The sequence below is a fragment of the Streptomyces glaucescens genome (assembly GCF_000761215.1).
GTDB classification, from domain to species: domain Bacteria; phylum Actinomycetota; class Actinomycetes; order Streptomycetales; family Streptomycetaceae; genus Streptomyces; species Streptomyces glaucescens_B.
The window spans coordinates 3,435,795-3,453,254 of the sequence record NZ_CP009438.1 but is presented as its reverse complement, the minus strand read 5'-3'; the positions used below and the strand labels follow the sequence as shown (position 1 = coordinate 3,453,254).

At 74.9% G+C, this 17,460-nt stretch carries 13 protein-coding genes and 1 pseudogene; 9 read left to right on the top strand and 5 right to left on the bottom strand.

All coding sequences use genetic code 11. From position 1 onward, the window contains the following. Nucleotides 1–138 precede the first annotated feature (138 nt). Both SGLAU_RS14850 and SGLAU_RS14845 read left to right on the top strand, forming a co-directional pair. Complete coding sequence (locus SGLAU_RS14850) at nt 139–1,524, top strand: hypothetical protein (RefSeq protein ID WP_043501824.1); 1,386 nt, start codon at nt 139–141, stop codon at nt 1,522–1,524. A 168-nt stretch (nt 1,525–1,692) separates the two neighbouring features. Beyond that, nucleotides 1,693–3,405 carry a hypothetical protein gene (locus SGLAU_RS14845; protein WP_043501823.1) on the top strand — a complete coding sequence of 571 codons (1,713 nt, stop codon included), beginning with the start codon at nt 1,693–1,695 and terminating at the stop codon, nt 3,403–3,405. Between the two features lie 28 nt (nt 3,406–3,433). Here SGLAU_RS14845 and SGLAU_RS14840 read toward each other — a convergent pair whose 3' ends face one another. Further along, nucleotides 3,434–4,759 (bottom strand): ABC transporter substrate-binding protein, encoded by a 1,326-nt coding sequence (locus SGLAU_RS14840; RefSeq protein ID WP_043501821.1) that lies wholly within the window; start codon nt 4,757–4,759, stop codon nt 3,434–3,436. A gap of 117 nt (nt 4,760–4,876) precedes the next feature. Here SGLAU_RS14840 and SGLAU_RS14835 point away from each other — a divergent pair, with 117 nt between their 5' ends. After that, nucleotides 4,877–5,386 (top strand): SCO4402 family protein, encoded by a 510-nt coding sequence (locus SGLAU_RS14835; protein WP_043501820.1) that lies wholly within the window; start codon nt 4,877–4,879, stop codon nt 5,384–5,386. Between the two features lie 69 nt (nt 5,387–5,455). After that, nucleotides 5,456–6,337, top strand: coding sequence for a formyltetrahydrofolate deformylase (gene purU, locus SGLAU_RS14830; protein WP_043501818.1), 882 nt, complete (start codon nt 5,456–5,458; stop codon nt 6,335–6,337). Nucleotides 6,338–6,576: 239 nt separating this feature from the next. Here purU and SGLAU_RS14825 read toward each other — a convergent pair whose 3' ends face one another. After that, nucleotides 6,577–7,827, bottom strand: coding sequence for a maleylpyruvate isomerase N-terminal domain-containing protein (locus SGLAU_RS14825; RefSeq protein WP_052413761.1), 1,251 nt, complete (start codon nt 7,825–7,827; stop codon nt 6,577–6,579). Then, nucleotides 7,824–8,403: pseudogene (locus SGLAU_RS14820) on the bottom strand (RNA polymerase sigma factor). Before SGLAU_RS14820 ends, SGLAU_RS14825 begins: the two are co-directional and overlap by 4 nt. 362 nt (nt 8,404–8,765) lie before the next feature. Here SGLAU_RS14820 and SGLAU_RS14815 point away from each other — a divergent pair. The 3 genes from SGLAU_RS14815 (at nt 8,766) to SGLAU_RS14805 (ending at nt 10,996) form a co-directional block, all read left to right on the top strand. Then, nucleotides 8,766–9,182, top strand: a complete 417-nt coding sequence (locus SGLAU_RS14815) for an STAS domain-containing protein (RefSeq protein ID WP_043501816.1) — start codon at nt 8,766–8,768, stop codon at nt 9,180–9,182. Between the two features lie 135 nt (nt 9,183–9,317). Further along, entirely contained in the window at nt 9,318–9,830 is a 513-nt protein-coding gene (locus tag SGLAU_RS14810; protein ID WP_043501815.1) for an EF-hand domain-containing protein, read from the top strand. A gap of 698 nt (nt 9,831–10,528) precedes the next feature. Beyond that, entirely contained in the window at nt 10,529–10,996 is a 468-nt protein-coding gene (locus tag SGLAU_RS14805; protein WP_043501813.1) for an ATP-binding protein, read from the top strand. Between the two features lie 1,748 nt (nt 10,997–12,744). Here the strand turns inward: SGLAU_RS14805 and SGLAU_RS33620 are convergent. Continuing rightward, a complete protein-coding gene (locus tag SGLAU_RS33620; RefSeq protein WP_244315214.1) occupies nt 12,745–13,938 on the bottom strand; it encodes a GlxA family transcriptional regulator in 1,194 nt (397 codons plus the stop codon). Between the two features lie 71 nt (nt 13,939–14,009). Here SGLAU_RS33620 and SGLAU_RS14795 point away from each other — a divergent pair, with 71 nt between their 5' ends. Next, nucleotides 14,010–15,362 (top strand): MFS transporter, encoded by a 1,353-nt coding sequence (locus tag SGLAU_RS14795; RefSeq protein WP_043506633.1) that lies wholly within the window; start codon nt 14,010–14,012, stop codon nt 15,360–15,362. 103 nt (nt 15,363–15,465) lie between these two features. Here the strand turns inward: SGLAU_RS14795 and SGLAU_RS14790 are convergent, their stop codons facing one another. Beyond that, nucleotides 15,466–16,671: a flavin-containing monooxygenase gene (locus SGLAU_RS14790; protein WP_043501811.1), complete on the bottom strand. Its 1,206-nt coding sequence runs from the start codon at nt 16,669–16,671 to the stop codon at nt 15,466–15,468. Nucleotides 16,672–16,800: 129 nt separating this feature from the next. Between SGLAU_RS14790 and SGLAU_RS14785 the strand changes: the two genes are divergently transcribed. After that, the gene (locus SGLAU_RS14785; RefSeq protein ID WP_043501809.1) at nt 16,801–17,409 is read left to right on the top strand and encodes a GNAT family N-acetyltransferase; all 609 of its coding nucleotides are present in this window, start codon (nt 16,801–16,803) and stop codon (nt 17,407–17,409) included. Nucleotides 17,410–17,460 lie beyond the last annotated feature (51 nt).

The window sequence follows — 17,460 nt, the reverse complement described above, 5'->3', positions numbered from 1 at the left end:
GGCATGTCCGCATTTTCGGTACGACGGCGGGGCATTGATCTTCCCGACCGGACTCCACGCCACCGGCGGCGGGGTGCGGCCGGGGAAGACACGACAACCGGTGCACGGGCAGGCACCGCAGCCACAGGGGGTTACGCCATGGCCGCAAGGCCTCTCGTCGCGCGGCAGCCGAACGAACGGCTGCAGGCGCTCATCCAGGAGGCGGGGTGCTCGAACGCCGGGCTCGCCCGCCGGGTCAACATGTGCGGCGCCGAACACGGGCTCGACCTGCGCTACGACAAGACGTCCGTGGCGCGCTGGCTGCGCGGACAGCAGCCGCGCGGACGCGCCCCGGCGATCATCGCCGAGGCGCTGGGCCGCAAACTCGGCCGGACGGTCACGATCGACGAGATCGGCATGGCCAACGGCAAGAACCTCGCGTCGGGCGTCGGCCTCCAGTTCTCGCCGACGGTACTGGGAGCCATCGAGCAGGTCTGCGAGCTGTGGCGCAGCGACGTCGGGCGCCGCGACTTCCTGTCCGGTTCGTCCGTCGCCGCCTCGGCGCTGGTCGAGCCGAGCCGCGACTGGCTGATCTCGGCGCCCGACGCGCAGGTGGCGCGCTCGGCCGGTCCCCGCGTGGGCCGGTCGGACGTGGCCGCCGTGCGCTCCATGACCCAGGCGCTGGTCGACCTGGACCACCAGTACGGCAGCGGGCACGTCCGCCCGGTCGTCGTGCACTACCTCAACAGCGTGGTCTCCGGCCTGCTCGCCGGCTCCTACCGGGAGGCCGTGGGCCGCGAACTGTTCGCCGCCGTGGCGCGGTTGACCGAGCTGGCCGGGTACATGGCGGTGGACACCGGGCAGCCGGGCCTCGCCCAGCGCTACTACATCCAGGCGCTCCGGCTGGCCCAGGCGGCCGGCGACCGCGGCTACGGCGGCTATGTCCTCGCCGCCTCCATGAGCCATCTCGCCGCCCAGCTCGGCAACCCGCGCGAGATCGCCCAGTTGGCGCGGGCGGCGCAGGAGGGGGCACGGGGGCGCGTGACCCCGCGCGCGGAGGCCATGTTCCACGCGGCGGAGGCACGCGGCCACGCGCTGATGGGGGACGCGCGCGCCGCCCAGGAGGCGGTGGGCCGCGCGGTGGGCGCCATGGAGCGGGCGGACCCGTCCTCCGGGGACGATCCCGCCTGGATCGCCCACTTCGACGAGGCGTACCTCGCCGACGAACTCGCCCACTGCCACCGCGACCTCGGGCAGGCCGAGGCCGCCGCGCGGGCCGCTCGGCAGTCCCTGGACGGCCACCCCGAGTCCCGGGCCCGGCGGCGCGCGATCGGCTATGTGCTGCTCGCCACCGCCCAGGTGCAGCAGCGCGAGATCGAACAGGCCTGCCACACGGGGATGAAGGCCGTGGAACTCCTGGACACCCTGCGGTCCAACCGGGGCGCCGAGTACCTGGAGGACTTCCAGGCGCGCCTGGAGCCGTTCCGCGAGGAGGCGGTGGTGCGGGAGTTCGGGGCGCGGCTGGAACTCCAGCAGGCCGCGTGAGCGGCGAGGGCGGTGGAAGGGAGGTGACATAAGCCGCGCGCCGCCGGGCGGTCCTGTAACCGCCGTCACAGGGAACGGGATCGCGCCCCGTGCTGCGTGGCACCCGGCTCCGGGGACCCGGTAGCGTGAGCCGACGATTCCGAAGGTCCCCCATTCGTAGGAGTCCCGGTGACGCAGAGTGGACAGGGCGAGGAGCCCTCGGCGCAGCCCGCGCGCGAAGGCATCGTGCTGCCCTCCGACGGTGGCGAGCCCCTGCTGCCGGGCACGCAGGCAGGCCCCGCCGGCGGCCCGCTCCCGGCCCAGGCGCCGCCCGGCGGCCAGACCTGGGGCCAGCCCTGGGGACCCGGCCAGGAGCAGCACGCCCCGCAGCAGAACTGGCCGGCGCCGCCGGACCAGGGCTGGGGCGCCCCCCAGGGCGGCTACCCGGGGCCCCAGCCCGGCGCCGGTGCCCCGCCCGCCCAGGGCGCCGGCCCGCTGCCGCCCGAGGGCGCGGTGTCCCCCGCGTACGGCGGGGACCACGGGGCGTACGGCGGGAGCCCGGGGGCGTACGGCGGGGACCAGGGGGCGTACGGACCGGGTCAGGGGGCGTACGGCTCCGGCCAGGGGGCGTACGGCGCTCCCGCCCACCCGGCGCAGGACGGCACGAGCGGGGGATACCCCGGGCCGTCGGGTGCCGCGCCCGGGGCGTACCCCGGGGGTCCGGGTGCCACGGGCGGCGGGGCGCTGCCGCCGCACGGCGACGAGGGTGCCACGCAGTACATACCGCCGGTCGCCGGCGGTTCCGGCCTGCCCGGGGGCGGCCCCGGGGCGGCGGGCCAGGACAACGCCACCCAGTACCTGCCGCCCGTGCGGCCCGGGACGGCGTCCGCCGACGAGGGCGCGACCCAGTACCTGCCGCCGGTGACGCCGGGCGCGCTGCCGCCCGAGATGCCGGCCGCGGGGGCCCCGGAGCGGCCCGCCGAGACCACCCACTACCTGGGGCGTGCCCGCTCCGGCGGCGCGCCCGGCGCGGGCGGGCAGCCGCCGGCCGCCCCGCGGCCGGCCGGATCCGACGCCGACGCCACCCAGTACATCCCGCCCGTCGCCGGGGAGCGGCAGCCGCCCGCCGAGTTCGACAACCTCTTCCGCTCCGCCGACGCCCCCGAGGGCACCCGGCAGCTGCCCCGCGTCCAGGGGCCGCAGCCGTCCGCGCCCGCCTACGCCGAACCCGCGCCGAGCCGCGGCCGCGGTGGCCGTACCGGCTCCCGGCTGCCGGTGATCGCGGCGTGCGGCGTCGCCATCGCGGTGGTCGGCATCGGCGCGGGCGCGCTGCTCGGCAGCGGCGGCGACGAGGACTCCCCGGAGACGGTCTCCGCCACGGCACCGGCGAGCGCGTCCGCCCCGGCCTCCGCCTCCCCGTCCGCCTCGCCGTCCCCCGACCCGGCGGAGCAGCAGGCGGTCGCCCTGGACAAGCTGCTCGCCGACAGCGGTGCCAGCCGCACCGCGGTGATCAACGCGGTGAACGACGTCAAGTCGTGCAGCAACCTCACGCAGGCGGCGAAGGACCTGCGCGACGCGGCCAAGCAGCGCAACGCGCTGGTCACCCAGCTGTCCGGGCTGGCCGTCGACAAGCTGCCGGACCACGCGGCGCTGACCGCCGCGCTCACCGACGCCTGGAAGGCGTCCGCGTCCGCCGACAACCACTACGCGGCCTGGGCCGACCAGGTGGCCTCGCACAAGGGCAAGCTCTGCAAGAAGGGGCAGGCCCGCAGCACCGGCCAGACGGAGGCGGGCAACCGGGAGAGCGGCACCGCGACCACGCAGAAGGCGCAGGCCGCCAAGCTGTGGAACGCGATCGCGCGGACCTACGGACTGACCGAGCGCCAGCCCACCCAGCTGTGAGCAGGGGGACACCCCCTCGGGGGTGTCCTCAGCCGACCTCGGCGCCCTCCAGGGTGCGGGTCACGTCGACGAACCCCTCGCGGGCCGCGACCAGCCGCCCGTCGCGCACGACCTGGAGGGTGACGTCGGCGTTGACCAGGCGCGGGAAGCCCACCGAGGCCAGCTTGTCCTGGAACCGCCAGCGCAGGGTCGGCGTGAGCCCGCCCGTGCTGACCTCGATGCCGTCGTCCAGGGTGCGGCGCACCGTGCTCGCGGTCACCTCCTCGCCGTCCGGGACGGCCTCGACGACGGCCCGGAAGACGGTGTACGCGATCCAGCTCGTCTGCACTCCGGCGTCCGCCGGGTCGATCCGGGTGTCGGCGAAGGCCTGCTCCCGGATCACCCGCTTCATCCCGTCCCAGCGCTCGTCGGTCTCCACCGGGTACCAGCCGGTGATGTACGCCCCCTCGTACGGCCCCGACCGGCCGCCGGAGGCGTCGATCACGGTCTGGTCGACGCTGCCGAGCACGGTCCCGGTGCGGACCTCCGGGTAGTCCTGCCGGGCGCGGCGGAAGGAGTCCATGAAGGTGCTGGTGCGGTCGCCGAGCGCGGGCACCACACAGCCCCGCTCCGCCGGGTCGGAGGTCGCCCGCTCCAGCGCCCGCTCGGACCGGGCCGAGTACTCCGTGGCGTCCTCGGCGGCGCGCAGGTCGTCCGCCTTCCCGTGGCCGCCCGCCTTCAGCCCGGAGTCGATCAGGGTGGGCAGCTCGTCGCCCGCTATGGTGTCCGGCCGGACCAGGACGACCGGGCCGCAGCCGGCGGCCAGCTCCTTGCCGAGGCCGGCCAGCAGCGCGGGCTGGCCGCCGTTGACCGGGTAGGACATGGGGCTGGTGAACTCGTCGTTCGTCGCGCCGTAGCCGCCGATGTAGGGGATGCCGGCGCCCTCCAGGACCGGGAAGAAGGAGTCGGCGTACTGGCTGTAGGAGCCGACGACCGCGACCACGTCCTCCTTGACCGCCCGCCGGGCGCACTTCGCGGCCTCCACGCTGTCGTTGCGGTCGTTGCAGATCAGCACCTTGATCTTGCGGCCGTCGATACCGCCCTGGGCGTTCACGTGCCGGGCGTAGGCGAGGGCGAGGGCCGGAATGCCGGGCTTGTCGGCCGCGCCGGTCTCCAGCGGCGCCCAGGTCATCACGGTGATGGTGTCGTCCCCGGCGCCCCCCGTGACACCGGGGACGACACCACAGCCGGCGGCGAGTGACGTGCACGCCGCCATGGCCGCCACCGCGCGGGCACCCGCTCTGGTGGATCGGGCGAGGGCGGATCGGCCGATGATGGGGAGGAATGTGCTGCGGGTGCGCCGCCTGCCGGTCATGGCTCCGCACGATTCCGCCACATCGCTAACCTGGGAGTGACCTTCGGTCAACGAAGGGTGACGCGCAGGTGAATTACGGGGGCCCGTGAGCGGCTCGCTGAGGGGAACGTACGATCGATGACCGTGCAAGGTGTCCAAGGTTCGGAGAACTCTTCCCGTCGCGGCCGTCGCTCATCCACGATGGGTGGCATGCCACTGAACGACATGCCGTGGTGGCGCTGGCGCAGCAATGTGCGCTCCGCGCTGCACATGCTCTCCGACCCGGTGTTCCAGCGGGACGTCTGGCTGGCGGGTGTCGAGGGGTACGGGGACGTGACCGACGCCGTCTACCGGCTCGTCGAGGACACCTGGCTGGACCACTGGTCCGCCGAGAAGTACGTCGGCACGATCTTCCGCGACTCCCAGGAGGCGGCGCTCGTCGACACCGCCGTGCTCCGGGTGCTGCGGATCATGCACCAGGTGGGACCGGACGCCCCGGTGTCGTCGTACCTCCACCACCAGGACTGGCCGGAGGCGGTGCGGGCGGCCCGGGACGCGCACGTGCGGATGGCGGTGAGCGACGGGGACGACCCGGACGCGGCACCCCGCACGCTCGACGTGCTGCGCATCCTCACCCGCGTCGCGTGACGCACGGGGCGAGGTCCGGCTGACGGGACGGTTGCCTGCGGTGCGGCTCCTTGTGGGACCCTTTGCTGCATGAATGAGCAGCCCACCGGAGCCGCGGCCCCCGCCGAGCAGTACGTCCTCACCCTCTCCTGCCCCGACAAGCAGGGCATCGTGCACGCCGTGTCGAGCTACCTGTTCATGACCGGCTGCAACATCGTGGACAGCCAGCAGTTCGGTGACCAGGACACCGGGCTGTTCTTCATGCGCGTCCACTTCTCCGCGGAGACGCCGGTGACGGTGGACAAGCTGCGCGCCAGCTTCGCCGCGATCGGTGACTCCTTCCACATGGACTGGCAGATCCACCGGGCCGAGGAGCGGATGCGGGTCCTGCTGATGGTCAGCAAGTTCGGGCACTGCCTGAACGACCTGCTGTTCCGGGCCCGGATCGGGGCGCTGCCCGTGGACATCGCCGCGGTGGTGTCGAACCACACCGACTTCGCGGAACTGGTGGGGTCGTACGACGTCCCCTTCCACCACATCCCCGTGACCAAGGACACCAAGGCGGACGCGGAGGCGCGGCTGCTGGAGATCGTGCGCGAGCAGCGGGTCGAGCTGGTCGTGCTGGCCCGCTACATGCAGGTGCTCTCCGACGACCTGTGCAAGCAGCTCAGCGGACGGATCATCAACATCCACCACTCCTTCCTGCCGAGCTTCAAGGGAGCGAAGCCGTACCACCAGGCGCACGCGCGCGGCGTGAAGCTGATCGGCGCGACCGCGCACTACGTGACGGCGGACCTCGACGAGGGGCCGATCATCGAGCAGGAGGTCGAGCGGGTCGGCCACGACGTCACCCCCGACCAGCTGGTCGCCATCGGGCGCGACGTGGAGTGCCAGGCGCTCGCGCGCGCGGTGAAGTGGCACGCCGAGCACCGCATCCTGCTCAACGGGCGGCGCACGGTGGTGTTCGCCTAGCTAGGACCTGTCGTTCGGATCACCGGCGTCGCGGGGCCTGGCACGCGCATCCGCGGCGTTGTCGTCGGTCGCCGTGCAGCCGCACGCACCAGACCCCGCTCGGGTCGGTCGAGAGGCTCCGGACCTCAAGCCGGGCTGATCCGAACGAAAGGCCCTGGCCGCACCGGGGCACGGGGCCTTCGCCGCCGGCGGCCGGCCGGGTGCCGGCCGGCCGCGGTCGGCGGTGCCCGCGCCCGCCCCTACAGGCGGCTCAGCGAAGCCGCCGCGAGGAGCACGTCCCTGATGGCCCCGCGGTCGCCGTCCTGACCGGCCGCCGCCTCCTCCGGCGCCAGCCGCCCCGCGGCCAGCGCGCAGAACTCCACGCCCTCCAGGGCGACATGGGCCACCTCGTGGTCCGTGGAGGGGGCGGCCGCGGGCGAGTCCAGCGGGATCAGCCACTCGCCTCCGCCGGAGCCCTCGATCTCCAGGCGCAGGGTGCGGCCGGGTCCGCCCGCCTCGACGAGATGGCGGCCGGGCCGCGCGGGCGCCAGGCCCGACCGGCGGCGCTCGGCGAGGACCTGCGGCAGCATGCGGGCCGCGAGGTCGATCATGCGGTGCAGATGGCGGCCGGACGGCGCGGCGTAGGGGTAGTCCACGGCGTCCGCGATGTCCTCCGCGTGCACCCAGCACTCGAAGGCCCGGTCGACCAGCGCGTCGGGCAGCGGCAGGGAGAAGTCGGTGTACGACACCACGCGGCCCGCGCCGTCGCCGGTGAGGGCGACGGTCCGCACGATGCCGTGGCTCTGCTCCCGCCAGGGCCCGCGCACGGACCCGGCGTCCGGGAAACGGGAGGCGCGCCAGTACGCCTCCGTGCGCTGCGCCGGGGTGGGCGGCTGCGGACCGAGGCCGCCCAGCGGGTCGTCGAGTCCGAGGGCGAGCGCCACCAGCCCGTCGACCGCGAGGAGATGGGCGATGACCCCGGCGACGGTCGTCCGCCGGCTCGCGGGCGCCTTGCCGTCGTACCAGCGCAGCCGCACCGGCGCGTGCCACTCCGCGTCCCCGAAGTCCTGGAGCAGCGCGTCGAGCCGCGCGGTCTCCGCGTCGTAGGCGCCCGCCCACTCGGGGACCGGTATGCGGGGCGGGCGGCGGTCCAGACAGCTCTCCAGGACGCGGGTGCGCAGGGCGGGGTCCAGGTCGAGGGAGTCGGGCCGCTGGAGCAGTCCGACGGCCTCGCGCAGCCGCCGCGCCTCGTCGGCACAGCCTCCGCAGCGGCCGAGGTGGTCCTCGACGGCCGCGGTCTCCTGCGGGGAGCAGGCGGCCAGCGCCCAGGCACCCAGCAGTGACTTCAGGACGGCGTGGGGCAGTTCGGGCGGTGTCATGGCCGCGTGCAGCGCGTCGAGGGCGGGCAGGGGCAGGCCGCCGTCCTCCACGGCGGGACGGGGCTGCGGTATGCGGGCCGCGTGGCCGTCGTCCCCGCGCCGGCCGTCGCCGCGGCGGCCGGTCCCGGTCATGCCGCACCCCCGTACCCGGGCGGAGCGCCGGGGGTGCCGGAGTCGTGGGCGGTGGACAGCAGTTGGAGGCCGAGGCGGAGCCGGCGGCGGGCCTCGTCCTCGGTGACGTCGAGTGCGGCCGCGGTCTGGCGGTAGTCACGGCGCTGGAAGTAGGCGAGTTCCAGCGCGGCCCGCAGCGGCGCCGGCATGGCCTGGACGATGTAGTCGGCGCGGGCGGCGACGGCGGCGTGCCGGACCTTTCGTTCCAGTTCCTCGGAGGTGCCGTGCCCGTCGGCCAGTGCGGCGGCCTCGGTGGCGCGCAGGCGCTGCACGGCGAGGCGGTGGGTGAGGCCCGCGACCCAGGAGCGCAGGGGTCCCTGACCGGGGTCGTAGGTGCCGGGGGTGTTCCCAGATGTGGGCGAAGACCTCGCGGGTGACACCGTCGGCCGCGCGCCGGTCGCCGAGCACGCGGTGCGCGAGGCCGTGCACGAGGGTGGCGAAGCGGTCGTACAGCTCGCCCAGGGCGGCTGCCTCGCCGCGGGCGAGCCGCTGCTGCATCGCGCGGTCCCAGTGGGGTGGTGCGTCCTTTGTCGCCACAGGGCCCCCTCCCCTTGCGTCGGCGCCGGGTCCGGTCATGACTCCGGCGTGCGTCCACCGTGGTCCCGAATGTAGTCGGCGCGTCCGACAGCGCACTTCCTTTGCGGCAATGCGCGCCCCCGACGGGCCGCGAGTGGTAACGGACCTCCCTTTCTGGTGCGTACCCGACGCCATGGTGCTCAGACCTATATGAGTTCTGATCGAACAGGATCGAAGTCGACTGGAACAAGCCCTTTCCGATCGGTTCCCGTTTCCGGCCCGGTGTTTCAGGGAACGGCCGCTGGGCAGCCACGCTCAGAGAAGCGTAGGGACTGCTTCCGTTTCCGGGCGGTGATACCGGGAAGCTCCGGCGAACGAAGGACATGGTGGTGGCGCTCAATGTGACGGGTGACGAGCGGGGCGAGTGGGCCGTGCTCCATGTGTCGGGCGAGCTGGACCTGGTGACGTCGCCGCTGCTGCGTCAACGGGTGCACGACGTGGTGGCCGAGGGCCGCCACAGCCTCGTCCTGGACCTCTCCGAGGTCTTCTTCTGCGACTCCAGCGGCGTCGGGGTGCTCATCGCCACCCGCCGGCTGCTGCGCTCCTGCCAGGGCCGGCTGCGGCTGATACTCCCCGCGGAGGGCGCGGACGGGGGCGCCTCCCGCGCGGGCGCGGCCGGGCGTGGGGGCGGCGCGCACGTCAACCGCGTGCTGGGTGCCCTGGGCGTGCGCCGCCTGTTCGACGTCCAGCCCGACCTCGCCGCGGCCGTCTCGGAGGAGTCCCGCCCGCTGTCGGCCTGAACGCTTCGCCACACCCTCGTCCCGAAATTCCCCCGGTCTTGGCACAACCGTCGTTTTCCCGCTCCCGGAGCGCCGCCGCGTCGTACGCTCCGAGCGAGACGCACCTCCACGTGATGTAAGGCGGCCCGAGAAGACATGGTCAGCAGCGAGTACGAGCGCAGGATCGCGGCCAGGTTCGCCATCTTCGACCAGGACGGCAACGGCTCCATCGACCGCGAGGACTTCAACCGGGCGGCCAAGGCGCTGCTCGCGGAGTTCGGTACGGCCGCCCGGTCCGACAAGGGCCAGGCGCTGTACGGCGGCGCGGAAGCGTTCTGGCAGGGCATGGCGGGGATCGCGGACCGGGACGGTGATCAGCGCATCACCCGCGACGAGTTCGTGGGCGGGGCGGTGAAGCGGCTGCGGGACAACCCGGATCGGTTCGCGGAGATCGCCCGGCCCTTCCTGCACGCCGCCCTCGCCGTCGCCGACACGGACGGCGACGGCGCGGCGACCGTCGAGGACACCGCGCGGGCGCTGGCCGTGCTCGGCGCGCCCGAGGACACCGCCCGCGCGGCCGCCGCCGCACTCGACGCCGACGCGGACGGCAAGGTCGGCGAGGCGGACGTCGTGCCCGCCTTCGCGCGCTACTTCACCGTCTCCGAATAGCGCCCGCGCGCCCGGTGTCCGGGCACCTCGCGCGACCTCTCCCCGCGCGGGAGGGAGTCGTTCCCCCGGCCGCCCCGGCGGCCGTGAGGCGGAGCGCCCTCCCGCGGGCGCGGAGCCCACTCACCGCCCGTGGGCCGCGGCTTGGGCACCGGAAGTCCCAACCGGCCCTGCCCGCACGGAAGTCGGCAGACCCGTCGAAAGCGGTGCGGCGCGGCGCGCGAGGAGCCGCCCGCGCTCCGGCCCGCCGTGGTCGGCGCGTTGAGCGGGTACCGGCCGCGGTGCCGGGGAAGCGTGGCGGACGGCAGGGTTCCACGCCCGTCGATGTCACGGATCGTGGCATGCCGGTGTTACTCAGCGTCGATCTCGGGGGAGCAGCCGCGCGGGACCCGCCGTGTCCCGCTGCTCCGGCCCCCCTCCGGTACCTTGGGGCGGACGCGCCGCATTCCGGCTGTTCGACTCCCCGTGACGAGGGTCGCACAGTATGCCGCACGGGTACTCCTTCGCGCGGGAATATGCCCGAAGCGCTTGTTGGGGTGACGGTACGTCAACGAAGCTGTGCTGCAAGGGACTCACGTTCCGTGACCCTTGCTCTGGCCGTTGTTCTGGTCATGCGGAAAATGGCTACGATCGTGGCCCTCATGGGGCGCGAGCCTCGGTGTCCATCGGTTCGGATGGTGTGAGCGGTGCAGGTGCTTCAAGTGCAACTGGAGATCCGGCCCGACCCCGCTGAAGTGGGGCGGGCCCGGAGGTGGGCACGCGCGCGGCTCGCCGGGTCCGCGATAGCGGCCGACGAACCGCTCGCCGAGACGCTGGTCCTGATCGTCTCCGAACTGGTCACCAACGCCGTGGTGCACACCGGTTGCCCGGCCGTGCTGCGGCTGTGCCTGCCCCGGACCCCGGCCCCCGGCAGGGCGACGGTCCGCCTGGAGGTCGCCGACGGCAGTACCCGCGCGCCGGTGCCGCGCTGGGCCGAGTGCGAGGAGACCGGCGGGCGCGGCCTCGCGCTCGTCGACGGGCTCGCCGACCGCTGGGGATGGTGCCCGGAGGGCGCCGGCAAGCGCATCTGGTGCGAACTCGACCGCCGCGACGTGCCGGACGGAACGGCCCGGGCCTGTCCGGACGCCGGTGCGGTGGCGTACGAGGGGCTGGCCTTCGAAGCGGTGTGAGGCCGCACGGGGCACGGGGGCACGGGCTCCGGCGGACCGTGCGGGGCCATGGGGCGGTGCGCCGTGACGTGCTTCCGTGCGCGCCTCCGTCACACCGGACTTAAGTGACACATCACCGATTGGGTGTTGACGTCCCGTGTCCGTTTGATCACGCTTGTGGTCAGCGATTCGCCGCGAGGGGACGGCGAGGGCTCCCGTGACGGAAGCCCTCGGCGAGTGCGGGTCGTGAACCGGCGCCGGTCCCGCAAGGCCACGGGGGCCGAGGGGTGGGAGCGCCGGGGCCGGATGGCGGCGCGTGGTGCCGTGCTCGGGGCGGGCGCTCTCGCGCCGCCACCCGGACCTTCCCGACGGCCGAACCGGACTTGTTTCTCCACAGGCTGTGGACAACTTTTCGACACCCGGACCCCGCGTTCACGGCGAAGTCCGGTCCGGCGGGGCGCGGATGACCGTGCGGCGGGCCGTACGGGCCGGCCGTCCCGGCCTCCGCCCGGGTGTGGGCCGCCGGTTTTCCACAGGGGCGGGAAAACCGCTGGGGGTTGACGGTGCCACCCCCTACCGTCACCCGCATGACCTATCGCGAACTGGCCACCCGACCGGTCCTCACCTGGTCGCTCGTCGCCGTCGGCGCCCGCATGCCGGTGGCCATGGCGCCGCTGGCCGTGGTCTTCCTCGTGCGGGAACGGCCCGGTGGCTATTCGCTCGGGGCGCTGCTCGCGGCGGCGTACGTGCTCGGGGAGATCGTCGGGGCACCGGTGCTCGGCATGCGGGTACGGCCCGAGACGGCCCGGCGGCAGATGGCGGCCGGACTCGCCGCCGGGGCCGTCGGATTCGCCGGCCTCGGGACGCTGCCGCAGGCGCCCGCGGTGGTCCTGGCGGCGTGCGCCTTCCTCGCCGGGGCCGCGCCCGCCGCGTCGGCCGGCGGGCTGCGCTCCCTGCTCACCGGACGGCTCGTGCCGAAGCACGCCGTCACCCAGGCGCTGTCCGTCGAATCGATGCTGATGTCCGGGATCTGGGCGCTCTCCCCGGCCGCCGTCACCGGACTGGCCCTCGGCGTCGCACCCCGGGTGCCGCTGCTGCTCGCGGCCCTGCTGGTGCTCGCCGCCGCCGGCGGACTGTGGCTGCTGCCCGAGGGCTGGGACGTCGAGGAGGCCGCCGCCGAGGGCCGGTCGATGCTGCGGCTGCTCGCCGGGGCCTGGCCGGTGTACGTGACGGGCGCGGCCAGCATCGCCCTGCTCGCCCTCGCCGAACTCCTGCTGCCCGCCCTGCTCGAACACCGGGGGATCGGCGTCGGCTGGGCGGGTCCGCTGCTCAGCGGCTTCGCCCTCGGATCCGCCGTGGGCGCGTTCCTGTACGGGATGCGGTCCTGGCCGGGACGGCTGCGCACCCGCAGCGTGGTCCTGATGCTCGGGGTGTCGGGATGCGCGACGCTGATCGCCCTGCTGCCCGGCATCGCCGGGATCACGATCGCGCTGACCGCCGCGGGCATCCTCCAGGCCGGGGCGGTCATCACCCGCAACCTGGCGCTCCAGCAGGCCCTTCCGCCGAGCGCGCTGGCCGCGGGCTACTCGGTGATGTACGCGGCGGCCAGCGCCGGATACGCCGTGACCGGCTCGGCGGCCGGCGCCCTGCTCAAGGTGACGACTCCGGACCGGGCGATCCTGGCCGGGGTCGGCCTCACGCTGGTGCTGGTGGCCGTGGGCGCCTGGGGGGAGGCCCGGCTGGACCGGCGGGCCGTCGCGGCACCCGGGTCAGCCGCGCCCGGCCGGATCGGACCGGGGACCGCGGACGCGGTCGCCTCCGGCGGCGGGGCGGCCGACGGTGCCGCCGCTCCCCGGGCCGGGGACGCGCCGGGCGGTGGTCCCGCCGCCGAGGCCGGCGCGGTGGTGGCCGAGGGCGGTGTCGCTCCCGGCTCCGGTGGCCGGGCGGCGGCCGGGGGAGCCGTCGGCTCCGGCCCGGAAGGTCCGGCGGTATGCGGTGGGGGTGACGCCCAGCGCGGCCTGTAGGTGCTGGCGCATCGACTGGGCGGTGCCGAAGCCCGCGTCCCGGGCGACCTGGTCGACCGAGAGGTCCGTGGACTCCAGCAGGTACCGGGCGCGTTCGACGCGCTGCTGGGTGAGCCACTGGCCGGGGCTGACGCCGGTCTCCTCGCGGAAGCGCCGGGTGAAGGTGCGCACCGACATGGCCTCCTGCTCCGCCATGTCCCGAAGCTGGATCGGCTCGTGCAGACGGCCGAGCGCCCAGGCGCGGGCCGCGGTCGTGGTGGCCTGCTGCGGGTCGGGCACCGGGCGCTGGATGTACTGCGCCTGCCCGCCGTCACGGTGCGGCGGGACGACCGTGCGCCGGGCCACCTCGTTGGCGACGGCCGTGCCGTGGTCGCGGCGCACGATGTGCAGGCACAGGTCGATGCCGGCCGCGACGCCGGCCGAGGTCAGGACGTCGCCGTCGTCGATGAACAGCACGTCAGCGTCGACCCTGACCTTCGGGAACAGCCGCTGGAGGCGTTCCGCGTCGGCCCAGTGGGTGGTCGCCGGCCGGCCGTCGAGCCGGCCCGCGGCGGCCAGGACGTACACGCCGGTGCAGATGGAGGCGAGCCGGGTGCCGGGCCGGATGCGGTCCAGGGCGGCGGCCAGCTCCTCCGTCAGCACGCCCTCCTCGTAGACCGGGCCGAGTTCGTACGACGCCGGCACGATCACGGTGTCGGCGGTGGCCAGCGCCTCCGGGCCGTGCGCGACGTGGATGGCGAAGTCGGCGTCCGTCTCGACCGGGCCCGGCGGGCGCACGGAGCAGGTGACGACCTCGTAGACGTGCCGGCCCCGCGCGTCCCTGGGACGGCCGAAGATGCGGTGCGGGATGCCCAGTTCGAAGGGGAGCAGCCCGTCGAGGGCGAGGACGACGACGCGGTGCGGGCGGAACTCCCGGCCACCGCTCGGCTCACGGGTCATGGCCCGATCCTAGCGAATGCTGTCCCTCGGGCCACTCGCCCGTGTTCGCCCCGGGCCCGAAGCTCTATGACGTGAGCGAGACAACCGATGCGACCGCCGCCCGGAACACCGCCGGGCCCACCGCCCGGAACACCGCCGGGCACCGCGGTGGGGCACCCCGCCCCGCCCGCGCCCGCCGGATCCACCGCGCCTGGTTCGTCGCCGCCGTCACCTTCGTGACGATCATCGGCGCCGCCGCCTTCCGCTCCCTGCCGGGCCTGCTCATCGATCCGCTGCACCAGGACTTCGGCTGGTCACGCGGCACCATCGGCGCCGCCGTCTCCGTCAACCTGGCCCTCTACGGGCTCACCGCGCCGTTCGCGGCGGCCCTGATGGACCGCTTCGGCATCCGCCGCGTCGTCGCGGCCGCGCTGATCGTGATCGCGCTCGGCTCCGGGCTCACGGTGTGGATGACGGCCGCCTGGCAGCTCATGCTCTGCTGGGGCCTGCTCGTCGGCCTCGGCAGCGGCTCCATGGCGCTCGCCTTCGCCGCGACGGTCACCAACCGCTGGTTCACCGAGCGGCGCGGCCTGGTCACCGGCATCCTCACCGCCGCGTCCGCCTCCGGGCAGCTGATCTTCCTGCCGCTGCTGTCCTGGATCGTCGAGACCCACGACTGGCGCCCGGCCGCCGTCACCGTCGCCCTCGCCGCCCTCGCGGTCGTCCCCTTCGTCTGGCTGCTGCTGCGCGACCACCCGGCCGACGTGGGGCTGAAGCCGTACGGCGCGCGGGAGTTCGTGCCGAAGCCGCCGCCGGTTCCCGGGGCCGCGCGCCGGGCGCTCACCGTCCTCGCCCGGGCCGCCCGCACGGGCCCGTTCTGGCTGCTGGCCGGTACCTTCGCGATCTGCGGCGCCTCCACCAACGGACTGATCCAGACCCACTTCGTGCCCGCCGCCCACGACCACGGCATGCCCGTCACCGCCGCTGCCTCGCTGCTCGCGGTCATCGGGGTGTTCGACGTGGTCGGCACCATCGCCTCCGGCTGGTTCACCGACCGCTTCGACGCCCGCCGGCTGCTCGCGGTCTACTACGCCCTGCGCGGCGTCTCGCTGCTCTTCCTGCCGATGCTGCTCGGCCCGTCCGTGCACCCACCGATGATCTTCTTCATCGTCTTCTACGGCCTCGACTGGGTGGCCACCGTCCCGCCCACCGTCGCCCTGTGCCGGGAGCACTACGGCGAGGACAGCGCGATCGTCTTCGGCTGGGTGCTGGCCTCCCACCAGGTCGGCGCCGCCCTGGTCGCCTTCCTCGGCGGCGTGGCCCGCGACGTCTTCGGCGAGTACGACGTGGTCTGGTACGCGTCCGGCGCGCTGTGCGCGGCGGCGGCCCTGATGGCCCTGGTGATCCGCCGCCGGCCGGCCGCCGCGCGACTCGCGGCGGCCTGAGGGGCATTCCCCGTCGCGGGCAGCCCTGCCGTGAGCCCTCCCCGCCGGAGGGCTCGCGCACCGGGACACGTCGGGCCGGAGCGCAAGGGCGCCGGGCGGGACGTCACCCGGGCAGCCGCGACACCCGGTCCCCGGCCCCGCGGGCGACCGCCCTGGCGATCTTCTCCGCGTCCCTCGCCAGCTCCCGCAGCATGCCGCTGATCGGGTTGGTGTACCCGGTGAAGTACAGGCCGGGGGCCTGGCGCGGGGTGCGGGGGCCGTGCGCCACCGGGCGGCCGTGGGCGTCGAGCACGCCGAGATGGCCGACCAGGCCCTCCAGCGCGCGGACGTACCCGGTGGCGGCGATCACCGCGTCCGGGGCGATGCGGTCGCCGTCGGCGAGGACGACCTTGCCGCCCTCGAAGGAGTCCACGGCGGCGACGATCTCGACCTCGCCCCGGCGGACCGCGTCGATCAGGCCCACGTCCTGGACCGGGACGGCACCCTCGCGCTGGCGGCTGTAGAGCCCGGTGCCGGGGCGGGGCAGGCCGTGCGACGACAGGTCGGGCACACTGATCCGGGCCAGCGGCCGGGCCAGCGCGTCGACCAGGCGCACCGGGAGGCGGCGGGCCAGGACGCCGCTGTACTGCGCGGCCCACCCGGCCCTGGAGCGGCGGACGATGTGCGGGACGGTGCGCACGGCCAGCCGCACCCGCGCGGCCCCGCCCTCCACCAGGTCGACGGCGATCTCGGCGCCGGTGTTGCCGACGCCGACGACGAGGACGTCGCGGCCGGCGTACGGCGCGGCGTTGCGGTAGTCGCGGGAGTGCCGGAAGTCGCCGTTCCAGTCGGCGAGGCCGGGCCAGTCGGGGACGCGTGGGGTGTGGTTGTAGCCGGTGGCGACGACGACTGCGGCGCCGGTCAGCTCCCGGCCGCCGGTGGCGTGCAGCAGCCAGCCGGTGCCGTCGGGGGAGCGGTCGACGCGGGTCACCTCGACACCGGTCACCACGTCCAGCCGGTGGTGCTCGGCGTACTTCTCCAGGTAGCGCACCACGTCGTCGCGACAGACCCAGCGGCCGAAGCGGCGCGGCATCGGCAGTCCCGGAAGGCCGGACAGCCGGCGCGTGGTGTGCAGGTGGAGCCGGTCGTAGTGGCGCCGCCAGGAGGCGCCGACCCGGTCGGACCTCTCCAGCACCACGGCGCGTACGCCCCGGGCGCGCAGCGCGTACGCGGCGGCGAGACCGCCGGGGCCGCCGCCGATGACGTAGACCGGGTGCCGGCCGGGTGCGGCCGGGGCGGGTGCGGGGGCGTCGGGCGTGTGGTCGGCCATGTGGGGGAGCGTAATCACCTGCCCGGTTGATGGGTCTCGGTCAAGACCGGAATTGGTTGCGGATCGGTCACGGATGAGTGCGCGACGCCCCGCGCCGCACCGGGCGGGTCCGCACGGTTCAATGGCCGGATGACGCAGATACGCGAGCGCTCCCGGCCGTCCCCGCCCGCCCGGCCCGAACTGCACGGCGACGGCCTGTCCCTCGGCCCCTGGGACCCGGAGTCCGACGCGCACGCCGAGGCGTGGCTGCGCGGGCACACCGACCCGGAGTTCCTGCGCTGGAACACCCCGCTCGTCCCCGTCACCGACCGGGACAGCGCCCGTGCGTCGCTGCGCTCCAAGGCGCGGCAGGCGGCCGAGGGCAGCGCCGTGTCGTTCCGGGTCGCGGACGCGGACACCGGCACGATCCTCGGCCACATCGGCGTCCACCTGATCGACCGGTCGATGCGCTGCGCCCGCGTCGGCTACTGGGTCCTCCCCGAGGCCCGCGGCCGGCACGTCGCCGGCCGCGCCCTCGCCCTCGCCGCCCACTGGGCCTTCACGGACCTGGACCTGCACCGCCTGGAACTCGGCCACGCCCGCGGCCACGAGGCGTCCTGCCGCATCGCCGAACGCTGCGGCTTCCGCGCCGAGGGCACCCTGCGCGGCGCGATGTGGGAGGCGGGCGCCCGGGACGCCTTCCGCGACGTCCACCTGCACGCCCGGCTGGCGACGGACGAGGCGGACACCGCGCCGTGACACCCGCCGGCGACCGGCTCCGCCCACGGCTCGCCCCCAAGCCGGTCGCGG

Coding starts and splice junctions, on each gene's coding strand:
- SGLAU_RS14840 (WP_043501821.1), bottom strand. CDS start 4,759: ATGACCGGCAGGCGGCGCACCCGCAGCACATTCCTCCCCATCATCGGC.
- SGLAU_RS14825 (WP_052413761.1), bottom strand. CDS start 7,827: ATGACCGGGACCGGCCGCCGCGGCGACGGCCGGCGCGGGGACGACGGC.
- SGLAU_RS33620 (WP_244315214.1), bottom strand. CDS start 13,938: ATGACCCGTGAGCCGAGCGGTGGCCGGGAGTTCCGCCCGCACCGCGTC.
- SGLAU_RS14815 (WP_043501816.1), top strand. CDS start 8,766: ATGGTGGTGGCGCTCAATGTGACGGGTGACGAGCGGGGCGAGTGGGCC.
- SGLAU_RS14785 (WP_043501809.1), top strand. CDS start 16,801: ATGACGCAGATACGCGAGCGCTCCCGGCCGTCCCCGCCCGCCCGGCCC.
- SGLAU_RS14790 (WP_043501811.1), bottom strand. CDS start 16,671: ATGGCCGACCACACGCCCGACGCCCCCGCACCCGCCCCGGCCGCACCC.
- purU (WP_043501818.1), top strand. CDS start 5,456: ATGAATGAGCAGCCCACCGGAGCCGCGGCCCCCGCCGAGCAGTACGTC.
- SGLAU_RS14810 (WP_043501815.1), top strand. CDS start 9,318: ATGGTCAGCAGCGAGTACGAGCGCAGGATCGCGGCCAGGTTCGCCATC.
- SGLAU_RS14850 (WP_043501824.1), top strand. CDS start 139: ATGGCCGCAAGGCCTCTCGTCGCGCGGCAGCCGAACGAACGGCTGCAG.
- SGLAU_RS14835 (WP_043501820.1), top strand. CDS start 4,877: ATGACCGTGCAAGGTGTCCAAGGTTCGGAGAACTCTTCCCGTCGCGGC.